17 protein-coding genes and 1 pseudogene are annotated in these 21283 nt (G+C 58.3%); 6 read left to right on the top strand and 12 right to left on the bottom strand.

The window, feature by feature from the left end:
* Window positions 1-7: 7 nt before the first annotated feature.
* Both PQR02_RS23050 and PQR02_RS23045 read right to left on the bottom strand, forming a co-directional pair.
* Window positions 8-988, bottom strand: a complete 981-nt coding sequence (locus tag PQR02_RS23050; protein ID WP_408236297.1) for an FAD binding domain-containing protein — start codon at window positions 986-988, stop codon at window positions 8-10.
* Complete coding sequence (locus tag PQR02_RS23045; RefSeq protein WP_408236294.1) at window positions 988-1674, bottom strand: (2Fe-2S)-binding protein; 687 nt, start codon at window positions 1672-1674, stop codon at window positions 988-990. Before PQR02_RS23045 ends, PQR02_RS23050 begins: the two co-directional genes overlap by 1 nt.
* Window positions 1675-2487: 813 nt before the next feature.
* On the opposite strand from PQR02_RS23045, the gene PQR02_RS23040 reads away from it, so the two are divergent.
* Together PQR02_RS23040 and PQR02_RS23035 are read left to right on the top strand one after the other, a co-directional pair.
* Window positions 2488-3672 (top strand): MFS transporter, encoded by a 1185-nt coding sequence (locus tag PQR02_RS23040; protein ID WP_408236291.1) that lies wholly within the window; start codon window positions 2488-2490, stop codon window positions 3670-3672.
* A 346-nt stretch (window positions 3673-4018) separates the two neighbouring features.
* Window positions 4019-5500 (top strand): aldehyde dehydrogenase, encoded by a 1482-nt coding sequence (locus PQR02_RS23035; RefSeq protein WP_408236288.1) that lies wholly within the window; start codon window positions 4019-4021, stop codon window positions 5498-5500.
* Here PQR02_RS23035 and PQR02_RS23030 read toward each other — a convergent pair.
* Window positions 5474-5764, bottom strand: coding sequence for a hypothetical protein (locus PQR02_RS23030; RefSeq protein WP_408236285.1), 291 nt, complete (start codon window positions 5762-5764; stop codon window positions 5474-5476). The two genes, PQR02_RS23035 and PQR02_RS23030, sit on opposite strands and share 27 nt — an antisense overlap.
* Here PQR02_RS23030 and PQR02_RS23025 point away from each other — a divergent pair.
* The 3 genes from PQR02_RS23025 (at window position 5763) to otnK (ending at window position 9277) form a co-directional block, all read left to right on the top strand.
* The gene (locus PQR02_RS23025) at window positions 5763-6680 is read left to right on the top strand and encodes an NAD(P)-dependent oxidoreductase (protein ID WP_408236282.1); all 918 of its coding nucleotides are present in this window, start codon (window positions 5763-5765) and stop codon (window positions 6678-6680) included. The genes PQR02_RS23030 and PQR02_RS23025 overlap by 2 nt on opposite strands.
* On the top strand, window positions 6677-7558 hold the full coding sequence (locus tag PQR02_RS23020; protein WP_408236279.1) for an NAD(P)-dependent oxidoreductase: 882 nt from the start codon (window positions 6677-6679) through the stop codon (window positions 7556-7558). Before PQR02_RS23025 ends, PQR02_RS23020 begins: the two co-directional genes overlap by 4 nt.
* A 441-nt stretch (window positions 7559-7999) precedes the next feature.
* The gene (gene otnK / locus PQR02_RS23015; RefSeq protein ID WP_408236276.1) at window positions 8000-9277 is read left to right on the top strand and encodes a 3-oxo-tetronate kinase; all 1278 of its coding nucleotides are present in this window, start codon (window positions 8000-8002) and stop codon (window positions 9275-9277) included.
* A gap of 380 nt (window positions 9278-9657) precedes the next feature.
* Here otnK and PQR02_RS23010 read toward each other — a convergent pair whose 3' ends face one another.
* Window positions 9658-11091, bottom strand: a complete 1434-nt coding sequence (locus tag PQR02_RS23010; RefSeq protein WP_408236273.1) for an aldehyde dehydrogenase family protein — start codon at window positions 11089-11091, stop codon at window positions 9658-9660.
* 236 nt (window positions 11092-11327) lie between these two features.
* Window positions 11328-11561, bottom strand: a complete 234-nt coding sequence (locus PQR02_RS23005) for a hypothetical protein (RefSeq protein WP_408236270.1) — start codon at window positions 11559-11561, stop codon at window positions 11328-11330.
* 341 nt (window positions 11562-11902) lie between these two features.
* On the opposite strand from PQR02_RS23005, the gene PQR02_RS23000 reads away from it, so the two are divergent.
* Complete coding sequence (locus PQR02_RS23000; RefSeq protein ID WP_408236267.1) at window positions 11903-12841, top strand: LysR substrate-binding domain-containing protein; 939 nt, start codon at window positions 11903-11905, stop codon at window positions 12839-12841.
* A gap of 115 nt (window positions 12842-12956) precedes the next feature.
* Here the strand turns inward: PQR02_RS23000 and PQR02_RS22995 are convergent, their stop codons facing one another.
* From PQR02_RS22995 to PQR02_RS22965, 7 genes and pseudogenes are all read right to left on the bottom strand, one after another.
* The gene (locus tag PQR02_RS22995) at window positions 12957-13922 is read right to left on the bottom strand and encodes a 2-hydroxyacid dehydrogenase (RefSeq protein WP_408236264.1); all 966 of its coding nucleotides are present in this window, start codon (window positions 13920-13922) and stop codon (window positions 12957-12959) included.
* Window positions 13923-14017: 95 nt separating this feature from the next.
* On the bottom strand, window positions 14018-14815 hold the full coding sequence (locus PQR02_RS22990) for an HpcH/HpaI aldolase family protein (protein ID WP_408236261.1): 798 nt from the start codon (window positions 14813-14815) through the stop codon (window positions 14018-14020).
* 216 nt (window positions 14816-15031) lie between these two features.
* On the bottom strand, window positions 15032-15691 hold the full coding sequence (locus PQR02_RS22985) for an aspartate/glutamate racemase family protein (protein ID WP_408178998.1): 660 nt from the start codon (window positions 15689-15691) through the stop codon (window positions 15032-15034).
* Window positions 15692-15781: 90 nt separating this feature from the next.
* Window positions 15782-16624, bottom strand: a complete 843-nt coding sequence (locus PQR02_RS22980; RefSeq protein WP_408236258.1) for a hypothetical protein — start codon at window positions 16622-16624, stop codon at window positions 15782-15784.
* A 278-nt stretch (window positions 16625-16902) separates the two neighbouring features.
* Complete coding sequence (locus tag PQR02_RS22975) at window positions 16903-18285, bottom strand: MmgE/PrpD family protein (protein ID WP_408236255.1); 1383 nt, start codon at window positions 18283-18285, stop codon at window positions 16903-16905.
* 362 nt (window positions 18286-18647) lie between these two features.
* A pseudogene (locus PQR02_RS22970) lies at window positions 18648-20012 on the bottom strand (NAD-dependent succinate-semialdehyde dehydrogenase).
* Window positions 20013-20164: 152 nt separating this feature from the next.
* Complete coding sequence (locus PQR02_RS22965) at window positions 20165-21187, bottom strand: zinc-dependent alcohol dehydrogenase family protein (RefSeq protein WP_408236252.1); 1023 nt, start codon at window positions 21185-21187, stop codon at window positions 20165-20167.
* Window positions 21188-21283: the final 96 nt, after the last annotated feature.

The raw sequence follows: 21283 nt of genomic DNA, 5'->3' as shown, positions 1-21283 counted from the left end.
ACACAGGTCAAGCGACCACCGCAGTCAGGTTTCTCAAGACGGCTTGCTGGCCGAGGCCAACCTTGAAACCATTCTGTCCATAGGAGCGCGCGCCCCTGAGCGCAAGTTCCGCTGCTTTCTCAAACGAACTCGCGCTCGCGGGTTGGCCTATCAGTGCATTCTCCGCTTCGCGTGCTCGCCATGGCTTGGTCGCGACGCCTCCGAGAGCAATGCGGGCATCCCGGATCCTCTCACCGTCGAGCGCAATGATTGCCGCGCACGAGGCCAAGGCGAACTGATATGAAGCGCGGTCCCGGAGCTTGAGGTACCCGGAACGACTGCCGTGCATCGGTGCATCGAGAGTCACGTGCGTAATGATTTCACCTGCATGGAGAGCGTGCTCTTTCCACGGGGTGTCTCCAGGCAAGAGATGAAAGTCGCCGAAGTCGATTTCACGGGATCCAGCTTGTCCCTGAACATGAACGGTCGCACCGATGGCCGCCATCGCAACACACATATCCGACGGGTGCGCGGTAATGCAGTGCTCAGTACTGCCAAGTACAGCGTGCACGTTCCGGTTCTGCCCCCCGATGGCGGAACAGCCCGCTCCGGGTTCGCGCTTGTTGCAAGCTGAGACACCATCCCGGAAGTACCCACAGCGAACACGCTGCATGATATTGCCTGCGGTAGTCGCCTTGTTGCGCAGTTGCGTGCTGGCACCTGAACGCAGCGCCTGGGAGAGCACCGGGTATTGACCGCGAATGTGTTCGTTGAAGGCCAGTTCAGTGTTGGAGACCATGGCGCCGATTCTTACCTTGGCGTCAGGCAACTGCTCGATCTGGTCGAGCGCCAGCTTGTGAATATCCACAACGGCCGCCGGCTGCATCACATTCAATTTCATCAAGTCCAGCAGCGTTGTGCCGCCAGCCAGCAGCACCGCGCCTGGCCGCGCAATGCTCTGCACGGCGCTATCCAGCGATACGGCGCGAATGTAGTCGAAATTCTGCATCAGACTGACCTCCCCGCTTTCACACGCGCGTCCTGAATGGCGGCGATGATGTTCTTGTATGCACCGCAGCGGCAGATATTCCCACTCATCGCCTCACGCAGCGAATGGTCATCCGCTGGGATGCGCTTATCTTTCAGAATTGCGACCGCGCTCATCATCTGACCTGACGTGCAATAGCCGCACTGATACGCATCGTGCTCCCAGAATGCCTGCTGTACCGGGTGAAGCCGCCCATTCCCTTGCAGTCCCTCGACCGTCGTGATCTCGTCGCCGTCATGCATCGCCGCCAGTGACAGGCAGGAGTTCACCGCTGTATTGTTGACGTGTACCGTGCAGGCACCACATTGACCGTGGTCACAGCCTTTTTTTGTGCCTGTGAGTTGCAGTTGATCTCTCAAGACGTCGAGAAGAACGGCGTTTGACGCGACGTTTACCTGTCGCATCTCGCCGTTCACCTTCAGGCGGACGGTGTGATCCACGGATTGCGCCAATTTCTGTTGGCTGGCTGCCGGCTCTTTGTTGGCTTCATCAGCCTTCGCCGCAGAGAACAGTCCTGCGTTCGTAGCAGCGACGCCTGACGCACCCATTGATTGCAGAAACCGTCTGCGAGAAACGGGCATGCGCCCGTCCGAAAGGTCTTGACCCTGAACCTCGCCGTCTTGCGACATCCAGTTCTTCTCTGCCATGCAGAGACCTCCACAAGTTGGTTGAAACGGACCTTCGGGCGACTTTCGCCAACAACCGCTCTTCTGCCGATTCGCGCGTTAGCGCTTGACGCGCGCTATGAACGCCCGTCGCAACCGGCTGGCTGCCGACGAGCAGATGCAATGACGGGGCTGACCGCGTGAGATGCACCGGAGCCCTCTTGCTGCAGAAAACTCGTAGAAGCGGCTCGTTCGTGGGCCACAGTCATTCGCGGCACCGATGATGTGTCAAGCCGACAGGCGCTCATACGGTAATCTAACCACGACATTAAGCGGCAACTAGACACCAAAAACTCATTGGGCCTATTACCGTCATTCATCAATCAAGAAGGAACAATCCGGGGCTGTCCACTGTCCCCGCCCCACCGTATCCGTTAGAGCAATGGGATCGCCGCGAGAGGGCCTGCAATCCAGGCTGGCGGACGCCGCGCCTCGGAGCCGCATTTTGCGCGACGCAAGGCGCAGTGATCGGGACTTATACCTATTGATAACGAGCGCTCATGAGTCCGATCACCTGGAACGGGTTTATCCAGCGTGGCCGCGAGGCTAAACTACGTTTTAACTGTTCAGCGTCAGATCGCTGAATGAATATATAGATGCCCTCCTCCCTGTCGCTGCTCAGAGTGAACAATCGACAGGCGATTCTCGCCGATTGAAATCACGTCCGCGTGTATGCAACGTCTGCCTACGCGTTAACCGATCATTGCCACAGCGTCGTCAACTGACTGTTTATCGGCTGGACGATGACCATTGGTTCGCGAGAACGCGTAGGGCGAATGAAATTGAGGGAGTTGAATGTCGACGCTGATTAACCACCCATCCATCCCAAATCGGCAAATATGGGCCGCAGTCGGTTCTATGGCGATGTGCGCCGCAATGTTGATTGCGTCCGAGTTCATGCCGGTCAGTCTTCTGACGCCCATCGCATCGGACCTACGCGCTTCAGTCGGCATGGCGGGCCAGGCAATCTCCATTTCGGGGCTGTTTGCCGTCGTGACAAGCCTCGCTATTCCGTCGCTCACGAGTCGTCTCGACCGACGCAATGTATTGGCTGGCCTGGCGGGACTGATGTTGGTGTCGCTTATCCTGATCGCTGAAGCCGGCAGCTTCGCGACCTTGATGGCTGCCCGCGCACTGTTGGGAATTGCCGTCGGCGGATTCTGGTCCCTTGCCACGGCGACTATCATGCGGCTGGTGCCCGAGGAGTCGTTGCCCAAGGCGTTGGGAGTTTTGTACACGGGTAATGCCGTCGCTACGTCCTTTGCTGCCCCGGTTGGCAGCTATCTGGGCAGCGTCATCGGATGGCGAGGCGTTTTCTGGGCGTTGGTCCCGATCGTTGCTATCAACCTCGTTCTCCCGCTGGTCACCATCCCATCCATGAAGAGCGAACGGTCGCGCCAAAACGGCAACGTGCTCTCTCTACTCAGGCGCCCGCATGTGGCGTTTGCCATGCTTGGGGTGATGCTTACGTTCGGCGGTGCCTTCGCCGTATTCACCTATTTCAGGCCGTTCTTCGAGTCGTACACGCACGTCGATGTCGCCGAACTGTCGATGCTTTTGCTTGGCATGGGTCTAGCCGGTTTCGCGGGTACATATGGCGCGAGCGCAATCATGAGCAAACGTCTCTACCATCTTCTGATGGGTCTGCCTGTTGCACTGGCTGCAGTGACGATCGCCCTGCTTCCAGCCGGCCACAATTTCTGGGCTGTAGCGGCCCTGGTGATTGCATGGGGAGCGGTGAATGCTGCGATCCCTGTCGCATGGTCAACCTGGCTTTCGAAAGGAGTCAAGGACAAGCCGGAGAGCGGGGGCGGCTTGATGGTTGCATCGATACAGCTATCCATCATGGTGGGTGCAGAGCTAGGCGGCACGCTTCTCGACCGCTATTCCATCGGAGCGACATTTATTGGCGGCGCCGCGCTTCTGATTGTCTCCGCAACCGTGATCGGCAGTGGCAGACGCCTTCAGCCTCGCGCATGAGCAAGGCGTAGTGGGTCGCCGGCAGCTTGCCTTAGCGTCCGCTAGCGGCGTTGAGGCAGTGAGCCGTCTGGCAGCGGTATTGGGTTCATCCCCCGCTTCCGGCATCGGTTAGCCAAACTTTCCCTTAGAGAAGCAAAACCGACTCGACGCTTGCTTCACTCCTGTACACAATCTTAATATCAACGCCTTCTCACAGAGCACGTCTCCATACGTGCATCGCCGAAGTCGTACAGGCGACAGCCAGCCCGACCATTCGCCGCATGCTGGCTGGCGCAAATGGTTCCGCCCGCGCTGTGAGCAGGCGGCGCAACGTCTGGTGCGATGGCTCGCCCATGGAGATAGACGGATGAAGAAGTATCAGCTCTGGATCGACGGAAAGGCCGAAAACCCTGCAAGAGGCGAGTGGATCGACACATTCAATCCATACTCCGGCGAGCCGTGGGCACAGATCCCTCGTGGCACAGCTGAAGATTCGGCACGCGCCGTAGAGGCTGCCAGGCGCGCAATGAATGTTGGCCCTTGGGGCAAGATGACGGCTACCGAGCGCGGCAAGGTGATGCGACGCATCGGCGACCTCATCGTTCAGCACGCCGGAAACCTTGCCGAGATAGAGACCCGGGACAATGGCAAAGTCCTCGCGGAAATGCAGGGTCAACTAAAGACTATCCCTGAGTATTGGTACTACTACGGCGGACTGGCCGACAAAATTGAAGGCGCGATCATGCCGGTAGAAAAAGCGGACGTCTTCGCTTTCACCACGCATGAGCCGGTGGGCGTCGTGGCTGCACTGACGGCGTGGAATTCCCCACTTCAATTTCTGTCCATGAAGTGTGCTCCCGCTCTTGCAGCCGGATGCGCGGTCGTTGTCAAACCTTCAGAGTTCGCGTCAGCGAGCTCGCTGGAGTTTGCCGCTCTTACCAAAGAGGCGGGACTGCCCGACGGGGTTTTGAACATCGTCACGGGCTTCGGCAACGAGGTCGGCGCTGCTCTGGTCGAGCACAAAGACATTGCCAAAATCACCTTCACCGGGTCAGACGTTACTGGCGCGCGAATCTATGAAACCGCCGCGCGAGGGATGAAGCGCGTCGCAATGGAATTAGGCGGCAAGTCGCCGAATATCGTCTTCGAGGATGCTAACCTTGAATCTGCAGCAGTCGGCGTCGTGTCAGGCATCTTTGGGGCTGCGGGCCAGATGTGCATTGCCGGGTCGCGGCTGCTCGTGCAGAACTCGATCAAGGAAAGTTTCACTGAGCGACTGGTTGCCCTTGCACGAGACGTGCGGCTGGGCGACCCGATGCAGCCGACGACAGATGTTGGTCCAATCACTACCTCCGCGCAATACGCGAAGGTGCTGGACTACATTGAGGTCGCGCGGCGCGACGGTGCTCGTTGCATCCTGGGTGGCAAACCAGCTGTGGGGCCGGGCCTTACGGGCGGCCAGTTCGTTGAGCCCACCATCTTCACTGGAGTGACCAACGACATGCGCATTGCGCAGGAGGAAGTCTTTGGCCCCGTACTCTCTGTCATAGGCTTTGACGACGAACAACACGCTGTCCAGTTGGGTAACAGCGTCATATACGGCCTGGTAGCTGGCGTCTGGACCGGAAACATCGGTCGAGCGATGCGCATGACGAAGGCGCTCAAAGCCGGGACGGTCTGGGTCAACACGTACCGTGCGTATAGTTTCATGATGCCATTCGGCGGGTTGAAGATGTCGGGCCTTGGCCGGGAGAACGGGATAGAAGCCGTCCACGAATTGCTCGAAACAAAAAGTGTGTTTCTGTCCACCTCCAACAAGCCCTCAGTCAATCCATTCCTCCAGCGTTAGCAAGCGCGTTTCCAGGAGCTGAACAGCTTCAACAAAGCTTCGCATCTCCAAGTTGGCCCGCTGTTCACGCTGCGGGTTTTTTTGGGGTTTGTGTGCGGCAGTCGTCTGCGAGCTGCTGCCGTCCGGTAAGTGGCGCTTACCGACCTGCGAAGAAAATGCGACTCGACGTGCTCCGCTGCAAAGCGGACGATAGCCTAACGTCGCTTTTTGATGCGACAGTCCGCCGAGGACAGCATCGGCAGTAAAAGCAAGGAGGAGATACATGCGAGTCGGGTATATCGGGTTGGGCGCCATGGGTGGCGCGCTTGCCCGTCATCTGATCGGCAAGTTTCCATTGAGCGTCTTCGACCTGAATCAGAACGCTGTCGATGCCTTCGTCGAACTCGGTGCGACGGCGGCGGCAACACCTGCAGAACTCGCGCGTAACAGCGACGTGGTAATGCTTTGTCTGCCCAGAAGCTCGGATGTTGAAGCGGTGCTCTTCGGCCCGGACGGTGTGGCGCAAGGGCTCTCGTCCGGCAAGATCATTGTCGACCAAACTAGCGGTGTACCAGCACAGACCCGAGAATTCGCCCGACAGCTTGCGGATCTGGGTGTTCCGCTGTTTGACGCCCCGGTCTCCGGGGCGATGGCGACGGCAATTGCGGGAACCATCTCCATTATTGCATCCGGTCCGCACGAAGCGTTTCAGACGGCTTTACCGATCTTGCAGTCGATCAGTCCCAACGTTTTCCATTGCGGAGAACGGGTTGGTAACGGGCAGACGATGAAGACCGTGAACAACATGATGAATGTCAGCTGCCGACTCGCAACACTGGAAGTTGTCGCGATGGGGCGGAAATTCGGTCTCCCGCTCGAAGTTATGACGGAGGCGATTAACGCCACGACGGCACGAAACTACACGTCACAAGGAATGTTGCCCGCCATTGCCCAAGGTCGCAAGTCCACCAAGTTCTGGCTCGCCCTTCAAGTCAAGGATATTCATCAGGCAATCGGATTGGCCGCGGAGCAGCGCGTCCCCATGCCGATCGGGGGCGCAGCACGCTCGATACTGCAGATCGGCCTCAATTCGCTGGGTAAGGACGCAGAACTTGAGCAAATGATTGGCGTCATCGAGTCGATGGCAGACACAAAGTTTGTCGACGCGACGACAAACGTAAAGTCCCTGGAGGCAAAATGACTACGATTGGACTGGCAGGGAGCGGTGAGCTTGCCTCGTTTGTAGCTCGCCAGTTGGCAAAGTCGCACACTGTCCGCGTTCTGGACACGAACAACGGCTCTCTGCATTGCGACGGTGCAGAACGGGTAGACAACGCTTCTGATCTGGCCAAAGGAGCGGACCTCGTCGTCATCTGCATCGACTCTGACGAGGTGAGAGAAGCGTTGCTACGAAGCCCGGATTGGCTGAAGGCAGGCTCAGCAAAAAATAGAGTCCTGATCGACATGAGCCAAGGCGATCCCGACGATACAACGTCGCTTGCCAAAGACTTGAGCGAACTCGGAATCACTTTCGTCGATGCGCCTCTACACACGGAAAACGTCGAAGAAGCTCCGGAGGCAACGGCCATCTTCTTCGGAGGATCAGAAAGCGTTCTCCAGTCGGTGCGAAGCGTTCTTGAAGCAGTCTGTCCGAAGGTCATTCACTGCGGCGATGCAGGATGCGGTCACGCGATGCGCCTGGTCGTCGCGGCAATCGCGGCATGCAATCGACTCATTACCTATGAATGCGCTGCGATGGGTGCCAGAAACGGACTTACGATTGCCGACATGGCCGTCGTGCTGAACAAGAGTTCCGGCTATAACAGCGCGTCGGCACGGGTTCTTCCGGCGCTCGCAGCCAACAGGCAAACCGCCAATGTCACCCTGGGCAGTTGGGCGAACGATCTTAGAAAGGCATCGGCCGTAGGTATGCGTTACGGAGCGCCGATGCTCATCGCAACGATGGCCCGCTCTACGCTGGATGCTGCTTCAAACAGGCTTGGGGAGTCCGTCAGCGTCGATCGACTCGCGCGGATTTGGGAACTCGACTCCGGGCTCCCGGCACCGGGTGCGGGTTAATTGCACATATCTACCGCAAGCCGGTGAAAGGAGAGCGACGGCATGCAGGAACCAACGATTTGCGCAGTCGCGCCAAAATGCCTACCGTCTTTGTTTGCGACAAGAGCTTTTGCTGGAGCCGTCCGCCTGTAGTTGACCACGTCACAAGAAAAGACAATCGGTGCGGAGACTGCAGCGAAGTCTGTTTACGAACAGCGCCGCTGCTGCGGACCAACACTGCGTGCCATCCGTGTCCGCGTTCGTGAACGAAGCCGGCACGTCGTCCCAGGCAAAGTACTGCGCTCTTGCTTGACATGATTCAGCAGTCGCGAGGCATTGTGCGAGTGTCGGCCAGTGCATCAGCAGTTCATGAGAGAAGCTCACCGTTGGGCACGGCGGCGAGCGACGTTGTGCGGTCAACGAACTTTTGCGGGCAGCGAAGTCCCGAAAGGAGCGAAGTACATGGCGCAGGCACTGCTCGGCTGTATTGCCGACGATTTCACCGGCGCGACCGATCTCGCCAACATGCTCGTGCGCGGTGGCATGCGTACGGTCCAAACCATCGGCTTACCGGCCGCAGGCGTACAAGTCGAAGCGGATGCGCTCGTCGTCGCGCTGAAGTCACGCACGGTTCCCGCAGAAGACGCTGTTCGTCAGTCGCTGAACGCGCTCGAATGGCTGCGCGCGCAGGGTTGCCGCCAGTTCTTCTTTAAGTATTGCTCAACCTTCGACTCGACCGGTAAGGGCAACATTGGACCGGTCGCGGATGCTTTGCTGGAGGCATTAAAGGATGACTTCACCATCGCCTGCCCCGCCTTTCCCGAGAACGGGCGCACGATCTTTCGCGGCAATCTCTTTGTCGGCGACAAGCTGCTGAACGAGTCCGGCATGGAGAATCATCCGCTCACACCGATGACCGATCCCGACCTCGTGCGCGTGTTGCAGCGGCAGACGAAATCGCGAGTCGGCCTGATCCGCTACGACACCGTCACGAAGGGCGCCGAGGCAATCCGCGCGCGCATCGAGGAATTGAAGGAAGATGGCGTACGGCTTGCCATTGCCGATGCCATGTCCGACGCGGATCTGTTCACGCTCGGTAAAGCGTGCCGCGATCTCATGCTCGTTACAGGCGGCTCGGGCATCGCGCTTGGTCTGCCGCAGAACTTTCACTCGGCCGATCTGCTCGTGTACGCAGGGCACGCCGATGATCTGCCAAAAATCGACGGCAAAGCGGTCGTGCTGGCAGGCAGCGCATCCATGGCCACCAACGCACAGGTGGCGGAGTGGCGCGCCTCAAGGCCTAGTTTCCGTATCGACCCAATGACGCTGTCTCGCGGCGAATCAGTGGTCGAAAACGCTGTTCAGTTCGCGCGGAGGCACGACAACGAAACCGTGCTGATCTACTCGACGTCATCGCCAGACGAGGTCAAAGCAGTGCAGAAGAAACTGGGCCTCGAAAAAGCCGGACATCTGGTCGAAGATGCGCTCGCCTCTATTGCGCTCAAGCTGCGCGATGCCGGCGTGCGGAAGTTCGTGGTCGCGGGCGGTGAGACGTCCGGCGCGGTCGTGCAAGCGCTTGGTGTGCGCTTGTTGCGCATCGGATCGCAAATCGACCCTGGGGTACCAGTAACGCAATCTGTTGGCGCTAACGGTGAGGCGCCGCTTGCACTCGTTCTGAAGTCCGGCAATTTCGGAGCAGTCGATTTCTTTGCCAAAGCGCTGAACGCGCTCAGCGACTAGGAACATGCTATTCGAAGGTTGCGGACTAATAGGCAGCTAAAAACGACCTCGCCGGGAGACGCGGCGACCGCTTGCGTGGCGACCAGTTCCAATCGGAAGGCCCTCATCGCCAAGCACATTCGCTGCTGGCTTTAGCATGATCCTCCTCGCCTAAGGAGTGGATCTCACTTTCGTGAAAGAAACGTCAGCGCAATGCCTGCCCCACATTGCTCTCGCCATCGCTCGGCTCTATAACTCATCGGCATCCTCACATCGACCCGGACCGGCGGGCGGGCGGGCGGGCGGGCGGCAAAAAGATTAGCCTCACTTACCTACCCTTCAACGGCGTAACGTGAGGCACTATGAACGCGTCGAGATCGACGCGCCCCCCATAGCCAGAATCAACCTGCTACTGCCGCGTCAAATCCGATCATCGCCTTCGTCTCGAGATACTCTTCCAGGCCGAAGACACCCATTTCGCGTCCGTTTCCAGAGCGCTTATAGCCGCCCATCGGGGCCTCGGTGTTGCTCACAGCACCGTTCAAAAAGACACGGCCCGCCTGAAGCTGGCGACCTACAGACGTGCCTCGTTCCCGGTTCGACGAGAAGACATACGCGCCCAGGCCGTAGGGCGTTCCATTTGCAATCTCGATGGCTTCTTCTTCGGTACGATAGGGAATAACGGCGAGCACCGGACCGAAAATCTCCTCCTGTGCGATGCGCATGTTCGGCGTCACGTCGGAGAAAATGGTTGGTTTGACGAAGTAGCCTTGCTCCAGTCCTTGCGGTCGACCGATGCCGCCCACCCGGACGGTGGCGCCCTCTCGAATGCCGATCTCAATGTATTCCTGCACCCGGTCGAACTGCAGCTTGTTCACCACCGGGCCCATAGTCACCTGCGCGTCAAGCGGATTCCCCACTTTGACCGCCTTCGCCTCCTGCTCAAGCAGGTCCAACACTTCTTCCATCTGGCTCTCATGTACCAGGATTCGCGTCGGCGCGTGGCAAGATTGACCGCTGTTCGAGAAAGCGCGAGCCACGTTCCATTTCGCCGCGGCCTTGAGGTCTGCATCGTCGAGGATCACGTTCGCGGACTTGCCGCCCAACTCCTGAGCAACACGCTTGACTGAAGGGGCTGCCGCCTCGGCGATCATCACACCGGCTCTCGTCGAACCAGTGAACGACACCATATCGATGTCCATATGCTTGCTGATCGCGTTACCTACAATTGGACCGTCACCTAGCACCAGATTGAAGACACCCTTGGGCACGCCCGCGTCATGAAGCACCTCGGTGAGATGAATTGCACTGAGGGGCGTGAATTCGCTTGGTTTCAAGACCACCGTGCAACCCACTGCCAATGCATACGCGAGCTTCGTTGCAAGAAGCTGAAGCGGCCAGTTCCACGCCGTGATGAGTCCGCAAACACCAATCGGCTCACGACGAACCGTATTGGGCCCAAGGCGATACTCGAACTCATAATCCCTGAGAGTGGCCAGCGCTTGCTTGAAGGATCCGAGCGCTGCGGGAGCATGAAGCTTCTGCGAGATCGGTGTACCTAGTTCGAGCGTCACGATTTCTGCCAGTTCTTTCTCGCGGCTAACGAAGCGGTCGATGATCCGTTCCAGCAAATCAATGCGCTCGGCCTTCGACGTTTTGCCGAAAGACTTGAAGGCAATCCGCGCAGCCTTTACAGCCACGTCGACGTCCTCGGCTCCTGCCAGCGCAACGGTCGCGAACGGCTCCTCGGTAGCTGGATTGACCAACGTCCAATCCTTGCGGCTAAGAGGAGCAACCCATTCACCGTTTATGTAACACTTCTCGTACGATCGCATATCAGTCTCCTGTTAATTCAATCGGTCAATATTTCGACCAGCGCTTCTGTCGATCCGAAAACAAAATGTGTTCGCATTCGGGCGGACGGCGCGTTCGGCGTGTTTCTCATGGGTATCGACTGGTTTGTCACGTTCCAGCGTCCTTGATCGGCACGACTTCCTGTGCCCTCGCCCCGCACGGCCAGTGCGGGGCGCCTTTACGGACTCTTCCGATTGATGGGACGCGGTACTCGCGCTCAAAGGCCGAGGTTCATCGCGGGCCGCTTGCGCTCGGGCGGAAAGACACACCAGCTACCGTCATTGTGGCGAAAGAAAATGAGGGCGATGAAAGCCGCATCCGACGCACCTTCGACACGCACAAACCTGTATTGCTCGTCGCGACCATGGCTAAACTGCGTAACCCGTACGCCGTCCGTCATTCCAATCCATTTCTCGACAAGGGTACGCAATGATCTTCCCGAAAGGCTCACAGATGTCTCCCGCTTTACGAGTCACAACCGCTCGATAGGCGCCGCTCTATTCGGCGGGGAATCATGAGTACCCGCCCCGACGCCGCGATCTGCTGAACGAAGCCGGCCGGGAAGCGAACAGAGAGCGTTTTCCGTTGTTTGCAGGACAGGACTCACGTCCCAGCCTCAGTGACGATGATGACAGTTTGGAATCGCACCGACGCGGGGTCAAGTCAGCTATTATGGTGCAGTGGTAAGCGGCGCTAACCGACAGCGAGATGCTCGTCATTTGCCGTCGAGACAAGTTGCACGCCGGCGGCAGCCGACATTGCGTTGTGGGCCGTCGACGGTCGAAAGGAGACATGAGAAAGATGGAACTTCGACATCTTCGCTACTTCATTGCGGCTGCGGAGGAAGAACACTTCGGGCGCGCCGCAGTGCGGCTACACATCACGAGGCCCGCCGTCTCGCAGATCATCGCCGACCTCGAGGGGGAGCTCGGGACACCGCTGTTCGAGCGGCTTGCACATACGGTTAAGCTCACGGCCGCCGGGCGCACGCTATTACCCCAGCTCGTACGTGTGATGGACGACCTGAATGAAGCGATAGTCCTCACGAAACGTGTCGGACAGGGTATGACGGGGACGCTGCGGATCGGCTACGGGTCTCTTACGCTCATGCACTCGATTTTCCGCGCGGCAGTCAAGCAATTCCGCGAGAGTTATCCTGAGATCAGCCTCTCACTCGTCGAAATGTCTACTTCGCTCCAGCCGAAGGCTCTGGCAGAGGGAAAGATCGACGCCGGCTTTATGCATCTGGGGCCCAATCCGCATCCGGGAAAGCGGCGTACCGAGATCAACATGGAGCGCGAGGGCATTGTTCTGGATTCGGTTTGCATTCAGACGGGCAGCCTGGGTGTCGTGGTTCCACACGACCACCGGCTGGCGCGCAGGAAATCACTCACGCTCGAGGACCTCGCCAACGAGTGGTTTGTGGTCGTTCCAAGGTCCAGCAGCAGCCTTAGCTACGGACAGCTTTACTCCTTCTGCCAGGCCGCGGGTTTCGAGCCGAACATCGTTCAGGAAGTTAGCACCATCGCGTCCCAACTGAACCTCATTTCGGTTGGCATAGGGATCGGGCTGGCAGTCATGGGCAAGAACTTTGCATACCCGAGCGACTTAACGATTATTCCGCTCACCAATCTCAACTATTCGACGAGGTTCATCTTCGGGTGGATAAGCAGGCAGAACGACCCTATCCTCGACAAGATGATAGATATTGTAAAGAACCTGTCGAAGTAACCAGCGCAAAACTGTGCGCCGCATGAAGCCTCACAGGTGGCACCTGGGGTCGTTGCGCGGCGATGTTGACGCGTCGGGCGCGACGCGTGCCAAAACCCGGCGGATTTTCTGTGCGTCAGCGCTTCAACGCTTCGGGGTTCACGATGTTCACCGTCAAGGTGCCGTCCAGCGCGCCGATAAGATTCTCCGCTGCGTTCTTGTTCATCGCAAGACGAGTTTCGTGAGTCGCCGAACCAATGTGGGGCAACGTCACGACGTTATCCATCTTCAGCAGAGGCGAATCGATCGACAGTGGCTCGTCAACGTACACATCGAGCCCAGCGCCCGCGATCGTGCCATCTTTCAGCGCCTCAACCAGCGCCGCTTCGTCAACAATCGGTCCGCGCGACGCATTGATGAGGAACGCGCTGCGTTTCATCGCCTTCAGTTGAGGGGTGCTGATCAGATTGCGCGTCTCTTTGGTCAATGGGGCCTGCAGTAAAACGAAGTCGGACGATCTGAGAAGTTCGTCCAGGTCGACCTTCCTCGCTCCGTACTCTCGCTCAGCGCGCTCGTTTACACCCTGGTCGACGTACAGCACATTCATCTGAAAACCCAGCGAAGCGCGTCGAGCCACCGACGCTCCGATACGGCCGAGGCCGACAATGCCGAGCGTCTTATGGTGGACGTCCACCCCAAACAGGTCCTCACCGATCTTCTTCGTCCACTTGCCGGCCTTCACATAGGCTGCGAGTTCGGCAAGACGCCGCGCCGTAAGAAGAACGAGCGAGAATGCGGTGTCTGCCGTAGATTCTGTGAGCACGTCCGGGGTATTGGTCAGGAGGATCCCACGCCCGTTCAGATAGTTGACGTCAAAGGCATCAAAGCCGACCGAGACGGTCGAGAGCACCTTGAGACGGCGGGCACCCTCGAGGGTCTCCGCATTCATCTTTACGCCGGTTCCGATGGCCCCATCAGCGTCCTGGAGTGCTTCAATCAATGCGCCCGGCTGCTTCGGATCGACGATCATAACTTCTGCATGTGAGCGCAGGTACGCAATCGTTTCCTCAGGGAGCGGCTTATAAACTACGATCTTCTTCATTTCCAATATCCTTAAGGTGTGGCAGCCCGGCGGGATGTCCCGCCAATGAACACGCGGCTGTGGCTCGCCTGTCTCGCGGCGGTCAGCACAGGCACTTAGAGGTCGCGCATCACCGCTGCCTTGGCGCTCGCCCCACTCACCAGGAACGAAATGTCCGTCCCGGTCGATACGTACCGAGCACCCATTTCGACGAACTGGGCCACGAGTTTCGGGTGTGCGTTGAGACCACCGACGCCGAGATGTTTGCCATACTTACGGCAGGCAGTCATACCTTTCGCGTACGCGTCGCGGACCATCTCATGCTCAAACTGACCGGGGATGCCCAGCGATGCGCACAAATCACTGGTCCCTATGAAGAGCAGGTCGACGCCGTCAATGGCAGCGATCTCGTCGATTGCGGCCAGTGCCTCCTTCGTCTCGATCATGATGACCACCATAGTCGCCGCGTTCACGGCTTCGCCGACCTCAGAAGTCGGGAACGACCGGAAGCCCATATGCGGCAGCACGCCACCATGTGAGCGTTCGCCCAGGGGCGGGAATTTCGCCGCGCGGACGACCTGCTTAGCCTGCTCAGCTGACTCAACATGCGGCGCGATCACGCCGAGCGCGCCGCCGTCCAGAATCCGCGCAATGACGTCCGAAGCGAGATTCGGCAACCGGACAAACGGTGCGACGCCCGAATTCATAGCCGTCATGCAGATCTGGCTGGCAGTCTCGATTGACAGCGAACTGTGTTCCAGGTCGATGTAGAACGTATCGAACCCTGCAGTCTTTGCAATTGTCACTATCTCCGCCGTTCTAATCAATCTAACGGTCATGGAGAGAGCTACTTCGTCGCGCGCCAGTTTTTCCTTAACGACGTTGCGAACCAAATTCCGCGCTTCTACTTTCATGTTGTCTCCTGTTTCTCTGACGCAAAAGAACGACTGCAGAACCGGTCCGGACCGAACAAAGCGGAGGACTGCACCAAACGCGTGTTATCCGCCGTCACATTCCAGTGCGCCTGAGAACAGCGACTGCGTTCACGCCGAACTCAAACCATTTGAAACATAAGGCTGGCTCCAAACAGATACTAGTCGAATACTTCAGGTATCTCCCGCTGCCTATGGTCAACGTGCGTTACCGAGCGCCCGTTTCAGAGCTGCAACGCCACTGCGTGGGCTGGCCAGCACTGGAACTTGCACGCCCTTCAACAGCGGAACGAGTCGCGCCATCGAAACCTGAGCTAGAACGACTACATCGACCTGCTCTGCCAGGTTCGAGATAGTGCTCTTGAGGATCTCATCGTGTTGCGTCGCGTTTCCGCTGAGCAAAGCTTCGAAGGCGCCCTCCGCGATCCGCTCGGTCACCTCGACCGTGCGACCGAGCTCTACGGCCTTTCGTTTAATCAGCCGAACAGTGGGCTCGAGGGTAGTCGAGACAGTAGCAACGACACCCACGCGACGACCAATGGAACTGGCCTCTTCCGCCATCGCTTCATCGATTTTGACGATGGGCGTGCTGACGAAGTTCTGGACCGAGTCAACAGCCTCCCCTACCGAGGAGCAGGCGTTAAGAATGATGTCAACCTGCATCGCCTGCGCGTTGGCCATGTACGAATGGATCCTGCTCGCAACCTCGGGCGTCAGATGCCCCGCTGCGCGGACATCGTTGAGCAGGCTATCGTCCATGATGTTGATAACGCGCGCATCGGGGATCTGCTCGCTGATTTGCTCCTTGATGGGCTGGATGGTGACCGGTCCAGTATGAATCACGGCAATCGTAGTCATAATCTTTCAACTCCAGGTATCGAGGACGATGTTGGCGGCAACATTAGTTTCCGTCGTGCAGGCGGCCAAAGCCGCGCACTTCCGATCTGCCTAGAACTTCGGAAGCACCAGACAGAAGAACTCGGTCTCCTCTACTGCTTTGATCGGCACTGGACCTTCCTTCGCCTCGAATTCAAACGCACTGTGCAGGCCGTAAGTCTTACCTTCGAGGCTGACCGTCCCTTTGCTCAGGAAAAGCAGTTCGATCGACGACTGCATTCCGGCCGGAAAAGTCGCGCCGGCTTCTATCTTCACGAAACCGATCCGTGTATTCCGTTCGGTGAAAGAGCCAAGCCACTTGGAAAAAACTCCTGGCGATTCTTCAGGAATCCAGGCGTAGCTGGCCGGGTTCATGAGCACGAGATCCTCGTAGCGAGGCTTCGCGTATTCCAGCTTGCGCCCCATCACCTTTTCGAAACAAGCCTCGAAGCCGTCCTGATTGTGTTTTTTCCCCGACTCATCGTACCAGGTGAAGATGCCATCCTTGAATTCGCCTTTGCTCTTCAGTGCCTGGTTTGCCGCCTCGCGCTCTTCGACACTTGCAAAGCCGTAGCCGGACGCACCGCCAAACTGGCAGACCATCATCTCCAGCCCTTCGGGCCGGTCCTGCGGTCCGTAGTAGACGCTCTCGGGGAAATAGCCCACCCAACCTTCAGGCATGCTCTTTCCTTCCCCGTAGGGGAAGCTGCCTTTGATCACGTAACGAACCTGATCGAAATTGTGGCGGTGACTCGGCGCCGTCCATCCGCCCGCACCCGTGCGCCCGACGTTTATGAGGTAATTATTCGGAGAACCGGGCTTACCCTGCAGAAGAAATTTTTGTTCGAGAACACCTTCTCGCATGTTACTGCCAATTCTGCCAAAATCCGTCGACGAAGCCTCTGAAACGCGCATTTGATCCTCCTAAGAATCACTATTCATCCGCTTTCAATGCGGGGTGCGCCTACTGGCGCTATATATAAAACAATCTATAGGCGAACGTGGTTCGCTGTCCTATACGTCCGGAGAAGATATGTTGCGATTCGGTTAGCCGAGACTAGTATTCAATCGATCAGATCAGATCAGCTCACTCGACGAACGCTTTTCACAACGATGTATCACATCTCACCTCAGCTTCGCTCTGATCTTCGGCCTACATGCAGCCGGTCCTGTGGGCAAAACGTCAAAAGCTGCTACCTGAGTGCTCGAAGTACTTCCGTCGCATCGCCGACATTCTCTAGTTGCCGCACCAACTCCTGAGCTGTCCTGATGCTTGCCTCTGACGGCGGAATTTGCGCAACGGAAGCGCAGCTCACGAACTTCTCGGAGATCTGTTCCCTGGTCAGCGGAGCCTCCTGGCTACCGGGGACCTTGTCGCCAAGCCGTTCAAACACTCGTCCGTCGCGTGTAACGATCTCGATTCGACCGTCAGGCAGCTTGTACGTCCAGTTCTGATTCGGGTCTCGTACTGGCACAACCTTCGCGGCCATCGCCAGCACCTCGGGATCCTTCAGGGCCGTTTCACTGAAATCCGCGATGCCCATCTTTCCCTTGCTCGCGGCGATGCCAACGATGAATGGCAAGCTCATCTTGGCATCCACGAGCGTGCCTGGCGCGCGACGGACTTCGAGCGGCGTGCACATGGTGTAGGTGAAATCACCAACGAAGGTCCGGATCGTCTCGATGTCCTTCGCCCCAAGGCCTTTTTCCTTCATCAGCTCGATAGTCGCGTGGATATAGGTGTGCGAATTTCCGACGGCCGGCCACGCCTTATACAGCGTAGTGCCTCCCAGGAACCGCTCACCCAAACCATCAAGCATCTTCTCGCGGTCGTACTTTCCGCCGAAATAGACGTTAAAGATCCCAGCCTTTCCTTCGAAAAGCGTGCTGATGCCTGTGATGCCCTTTTGCGCCAGCAGAGCCGCTATCACCGCACCCTTCGCAGTGAAACCAGCGTACATCCCACGCAGGTCACTGCCCGTGGCGAAGATGACTTCCATCGTTCCACACGACTGCTGGCTGGCGATACCAAGTGCGTGTGAAGTCTGCTCGGCAGACAACTCAAGGATGTACGCCGCAGATGCCGTTGCGGAAAATGCGCCGACCATCGACGACAGATTCCAGTTCTGGTTCCAGCCAACATTGCAACGCAGCCGCGCAAAGAGGTCCTGGCCGATGGCTACCGCGGTAATAAGCCTGCGCCCCGACACCCCGCCCATGCGCTCGGCGATTGCGAAGACGGACGGGATAATTGAACTAGCTGCATGCGCGCCCCACGGAGTCTGATCGTCAAAGTCAAGGCAGTGAGCCATGGAGCCATTGGCGAAAGCTGCTGAGATCGCCGGCAGCTTGCCGCCGAAACCCAGAACCGTGCTCTCTTCGCTTCCACCACTTTCCTGCAACAACTCCACCAACGCTCGTACTGCCGGCTCCATGCCACTTGCAGCCAATGTCACGCCCAAGGTATCGAGAATGGTCTTTTTTGCGCCGTCGATAGCTTCTGCCGGCAAATCTTCGTAGCGGGCATTGGCTACAAACCTGGCGAAGTGATGGCAGAGGTCGACGTCGTCGTTCATAGAAAAATTGCCCAGGAATATTCGATGCAGCGGAGGTATTTTGAAACCGCTTTGCAGCCGTCAGTTACGGTATCGCCCGCAGCTAGAGGGAGCCAGCAGCAGGACCGAAAGCGAGTGCTGTTCGCCGACTTGCTGCACAGCATTCCTTCGCCTGCATCTTTACCGTGTTGTCAATTTTGCGCGCGAGGTCGGCTTAAGTACAGTTCGTTTTCCTCGACAGCATGGTAAGTTTCGCTAACGTGCGATAGCTCACTATCGGGCAAACCCGCTCGTCCAGATCGGAGCCGGCGTAACTAGGCGTTGGTTCGACCAAAGTATCGCGGCAGTTCACAATTGGCCCGAGGCAGAGGCAGGCGATGCCATCAGGAAAACGACGCGTACTTGACATTCTGGAAAGCGCGTAGCCCTTCGATTCCGCCCTCGCAAAACATTCCGCTTTCTTTGTGACCGCCGAAAGGGGTTTCGGGGTAGGTCACGCTCCACCCGTTGCAGATTACGTTGCCCGCTTCCAGATCGTTCGTTGCTCGGTGAAGGGTCTCGAAGTCACGGGCGTGAACAAAAGCACTGAGGCCGTATGGCAACCGGTTAGCGAGAGCTACCGCTTCTTCGTATGTATCGAATGGCGTCAGGGCGGCGATGGGGCCGAACGGCTCAACGTTAGAGAGCTTGGCGTGAGTGGTTACATCCGCAACAATCGTGGGTTGATAAAAAAACCCAGGCCGATCAAGGACGGCCCCACCGGTTGTGACGCGAAGCCCGAATTGTCTTGCGTCGTCGACCATCTGTTCCACTGCCCTGAGGCGCCTTTCGCTCTTCAGAGGTCCCATCTGCGTCCTGGGGTCGAAGCCACAACCCAAGACGATTTGTTTGGTCTCAGCCGTCATCGCTTCAATGACATCAGCGTAGATCGACCGCTGGACGTAGAACCGGGTCGGCGCGAAACACACTTGTCCGGAGTTGGCGAACTTCGCGGCCACAGCCCGCTTCGCGAATACCGGTACGTCGATGCCGTCGAATGCCAGCACCGGTGCATGACCGCCCAGCTCCATGATCGGACGCTTCATGTGCGCGACCGCTTGTTGCGACAACAGCTTCCCGACATTGGTCGAACCGGTGAACATCACAGCGCGCGTGACGGGGCTTTCGAGTAACCTGGTCGAAAGCATCACCGGGTCACCGGACAGGACCGACAGGACGCCCGCAGGCAAACCGCATTCGTAGACAATCTGTCCCAGTGCGAACGCGCACGCTGGCACCTCTTCGGAAGCGCGAAGAACAATCGAGCAGCCCGCGCCGAGAGCGCCTGACATCTTTCTCGACGGGATAACCAGCGGCCCGTTCCACGTGACGAACGCTGCGACCGGGCCTACTGGCTCGATTAACACCAGTTGACGTGCGTCGTTATCTCTCGACGGAATGACTCTTCCGTACGCACGCCTACCCTCCTCGGCGGCCCATTCCCACATCCCGGCGGCCACCTCGACTTCGCCAAGCGCCTCGTTCCACGGTTTGCCCAGCTCGAGCACCAACAGTTCAGCAAGTGCCTGAGCTTTTTCGCGCATGCGCCCGGCAACTCAGCGCAACAGCGCGCTCCGTTCGAAAGCCGAAGTCCGACGCCAGATGTTGAAGCCTGCGCTCGCCGCCGTGAGCGCTTCATCGGCGTCGGCTTCAGTCGCCATGGAGACCAGGCCGAGAGGCGTCCCGGTCGTCGGATCGATGACCTCCATAGTCGAGCGACCCCCGTCGTATTTCATCTTACCTGCGATAAGCTGGCCCAACTTCGGATAGCGTCTGGCCGCTTCTGCACGCGTCGTACTCATGTGTTTCCTTCTATCCTGTTCTTTCAGCAACGACTTTTCGGTTCGCAAGCAGTCACGCACTACATCATGAACACACCTTTGCCGCCGCTTTGCCGGTTAAAGGCCTGGTAGGCCTCTTCTGCCTGGTCTAATCGCCAGCGGTCTGTGAACAGCGCGTCCAGGTTAATTCCCTGTTCCACAACGAAGTCCGCACAAGCTCGTTGCCCCTGGATCGACATGGTCCACGATGTCAGGATGCGCAGTTGAGTCCGCAGATACTTGGCCAGCGAGAAACTGAATTCCGAGCCGATCCCGACCAGGCAGACAGTGGCCCACGGGCTGACGGAATCCAGAGCATCCCGGCTGGCGGCTGCGGCACCCGACGTCTCTAGCGCGACGCTGGCACCTTTCCCGCGCGTGAATTCACGAATGGCTTCAGCACTGCGGCCGTCGCGAGGATCGATAACTGCATCTGCACCAAACGCTTTCGCAGTGTTGCGTCGGCTTTCGTCAATATCGAGCGCAATGACACGCGCTCCTTGTGCCTTCGCCAGAAGCGTGGCGGAAAGGCCTACCGGTCCCTGACCGAATACCGCGACGGTGTCTCGACCCGTTAGACCGATCCGCTCGAATGCACCCCAGGCGGTTCCTGTTCCGCAGGAGATCGCGGCGCCCGCCTCGAAGCTCAGCCTTTCGTCGAGCGGGACGAGCGTGTCGGCCGCAACTTTCATATACGGTGCATGGGCGCCGTGGGCGTCCGTGCCGTAGACCGTGACAGGCGATGTTCTGCACATTTGGGGCCAACCCGAACGGCAGTCCGGACATCCCATACAGCCGCTGTAGTGATGGACCATCACGCGCGCGCCAATGCGGGCGTGAGGGCCGATCGCGCCCGGACCCACGGCAACGACGACACCGCACGGCTCGTGACCAGCAATAACCGACGGCGGCGGTGAGCTACCCGGTCGACGATAAAAATGTAGATCGCTTCCGCACATGCCAGAAGCCTTGATCTCCACAACAGCTTCACCGACCCCCGGCGTTGGGTCGGGGACACTCGCGAGTTCCAGCGTGCAGTCACCACGAAAGACAATGCCGCGCATGCTTGATTTCCTTTCTGAGTTGATCTGCGAGATACGCAATGCAGCCGTCGACCTGGTGCGCACTTCGTCAACAGGTAGGAGCGCCTCAACGGGCGC

Origin of the sequence: Paraburkholderia sediminicola (assembly GCF_046026895.1) — a bacterium.
GTDB lineage: Bacteria > Pseudomonadota > Gammaproteobacteria > Burkholderiales > Burkholderiaceae > Paraburkholderia > Paraburkholderia sediminicola_C.
This window is presented reverse-complemented; position numbering and strand designations above follow the sequence as displayed.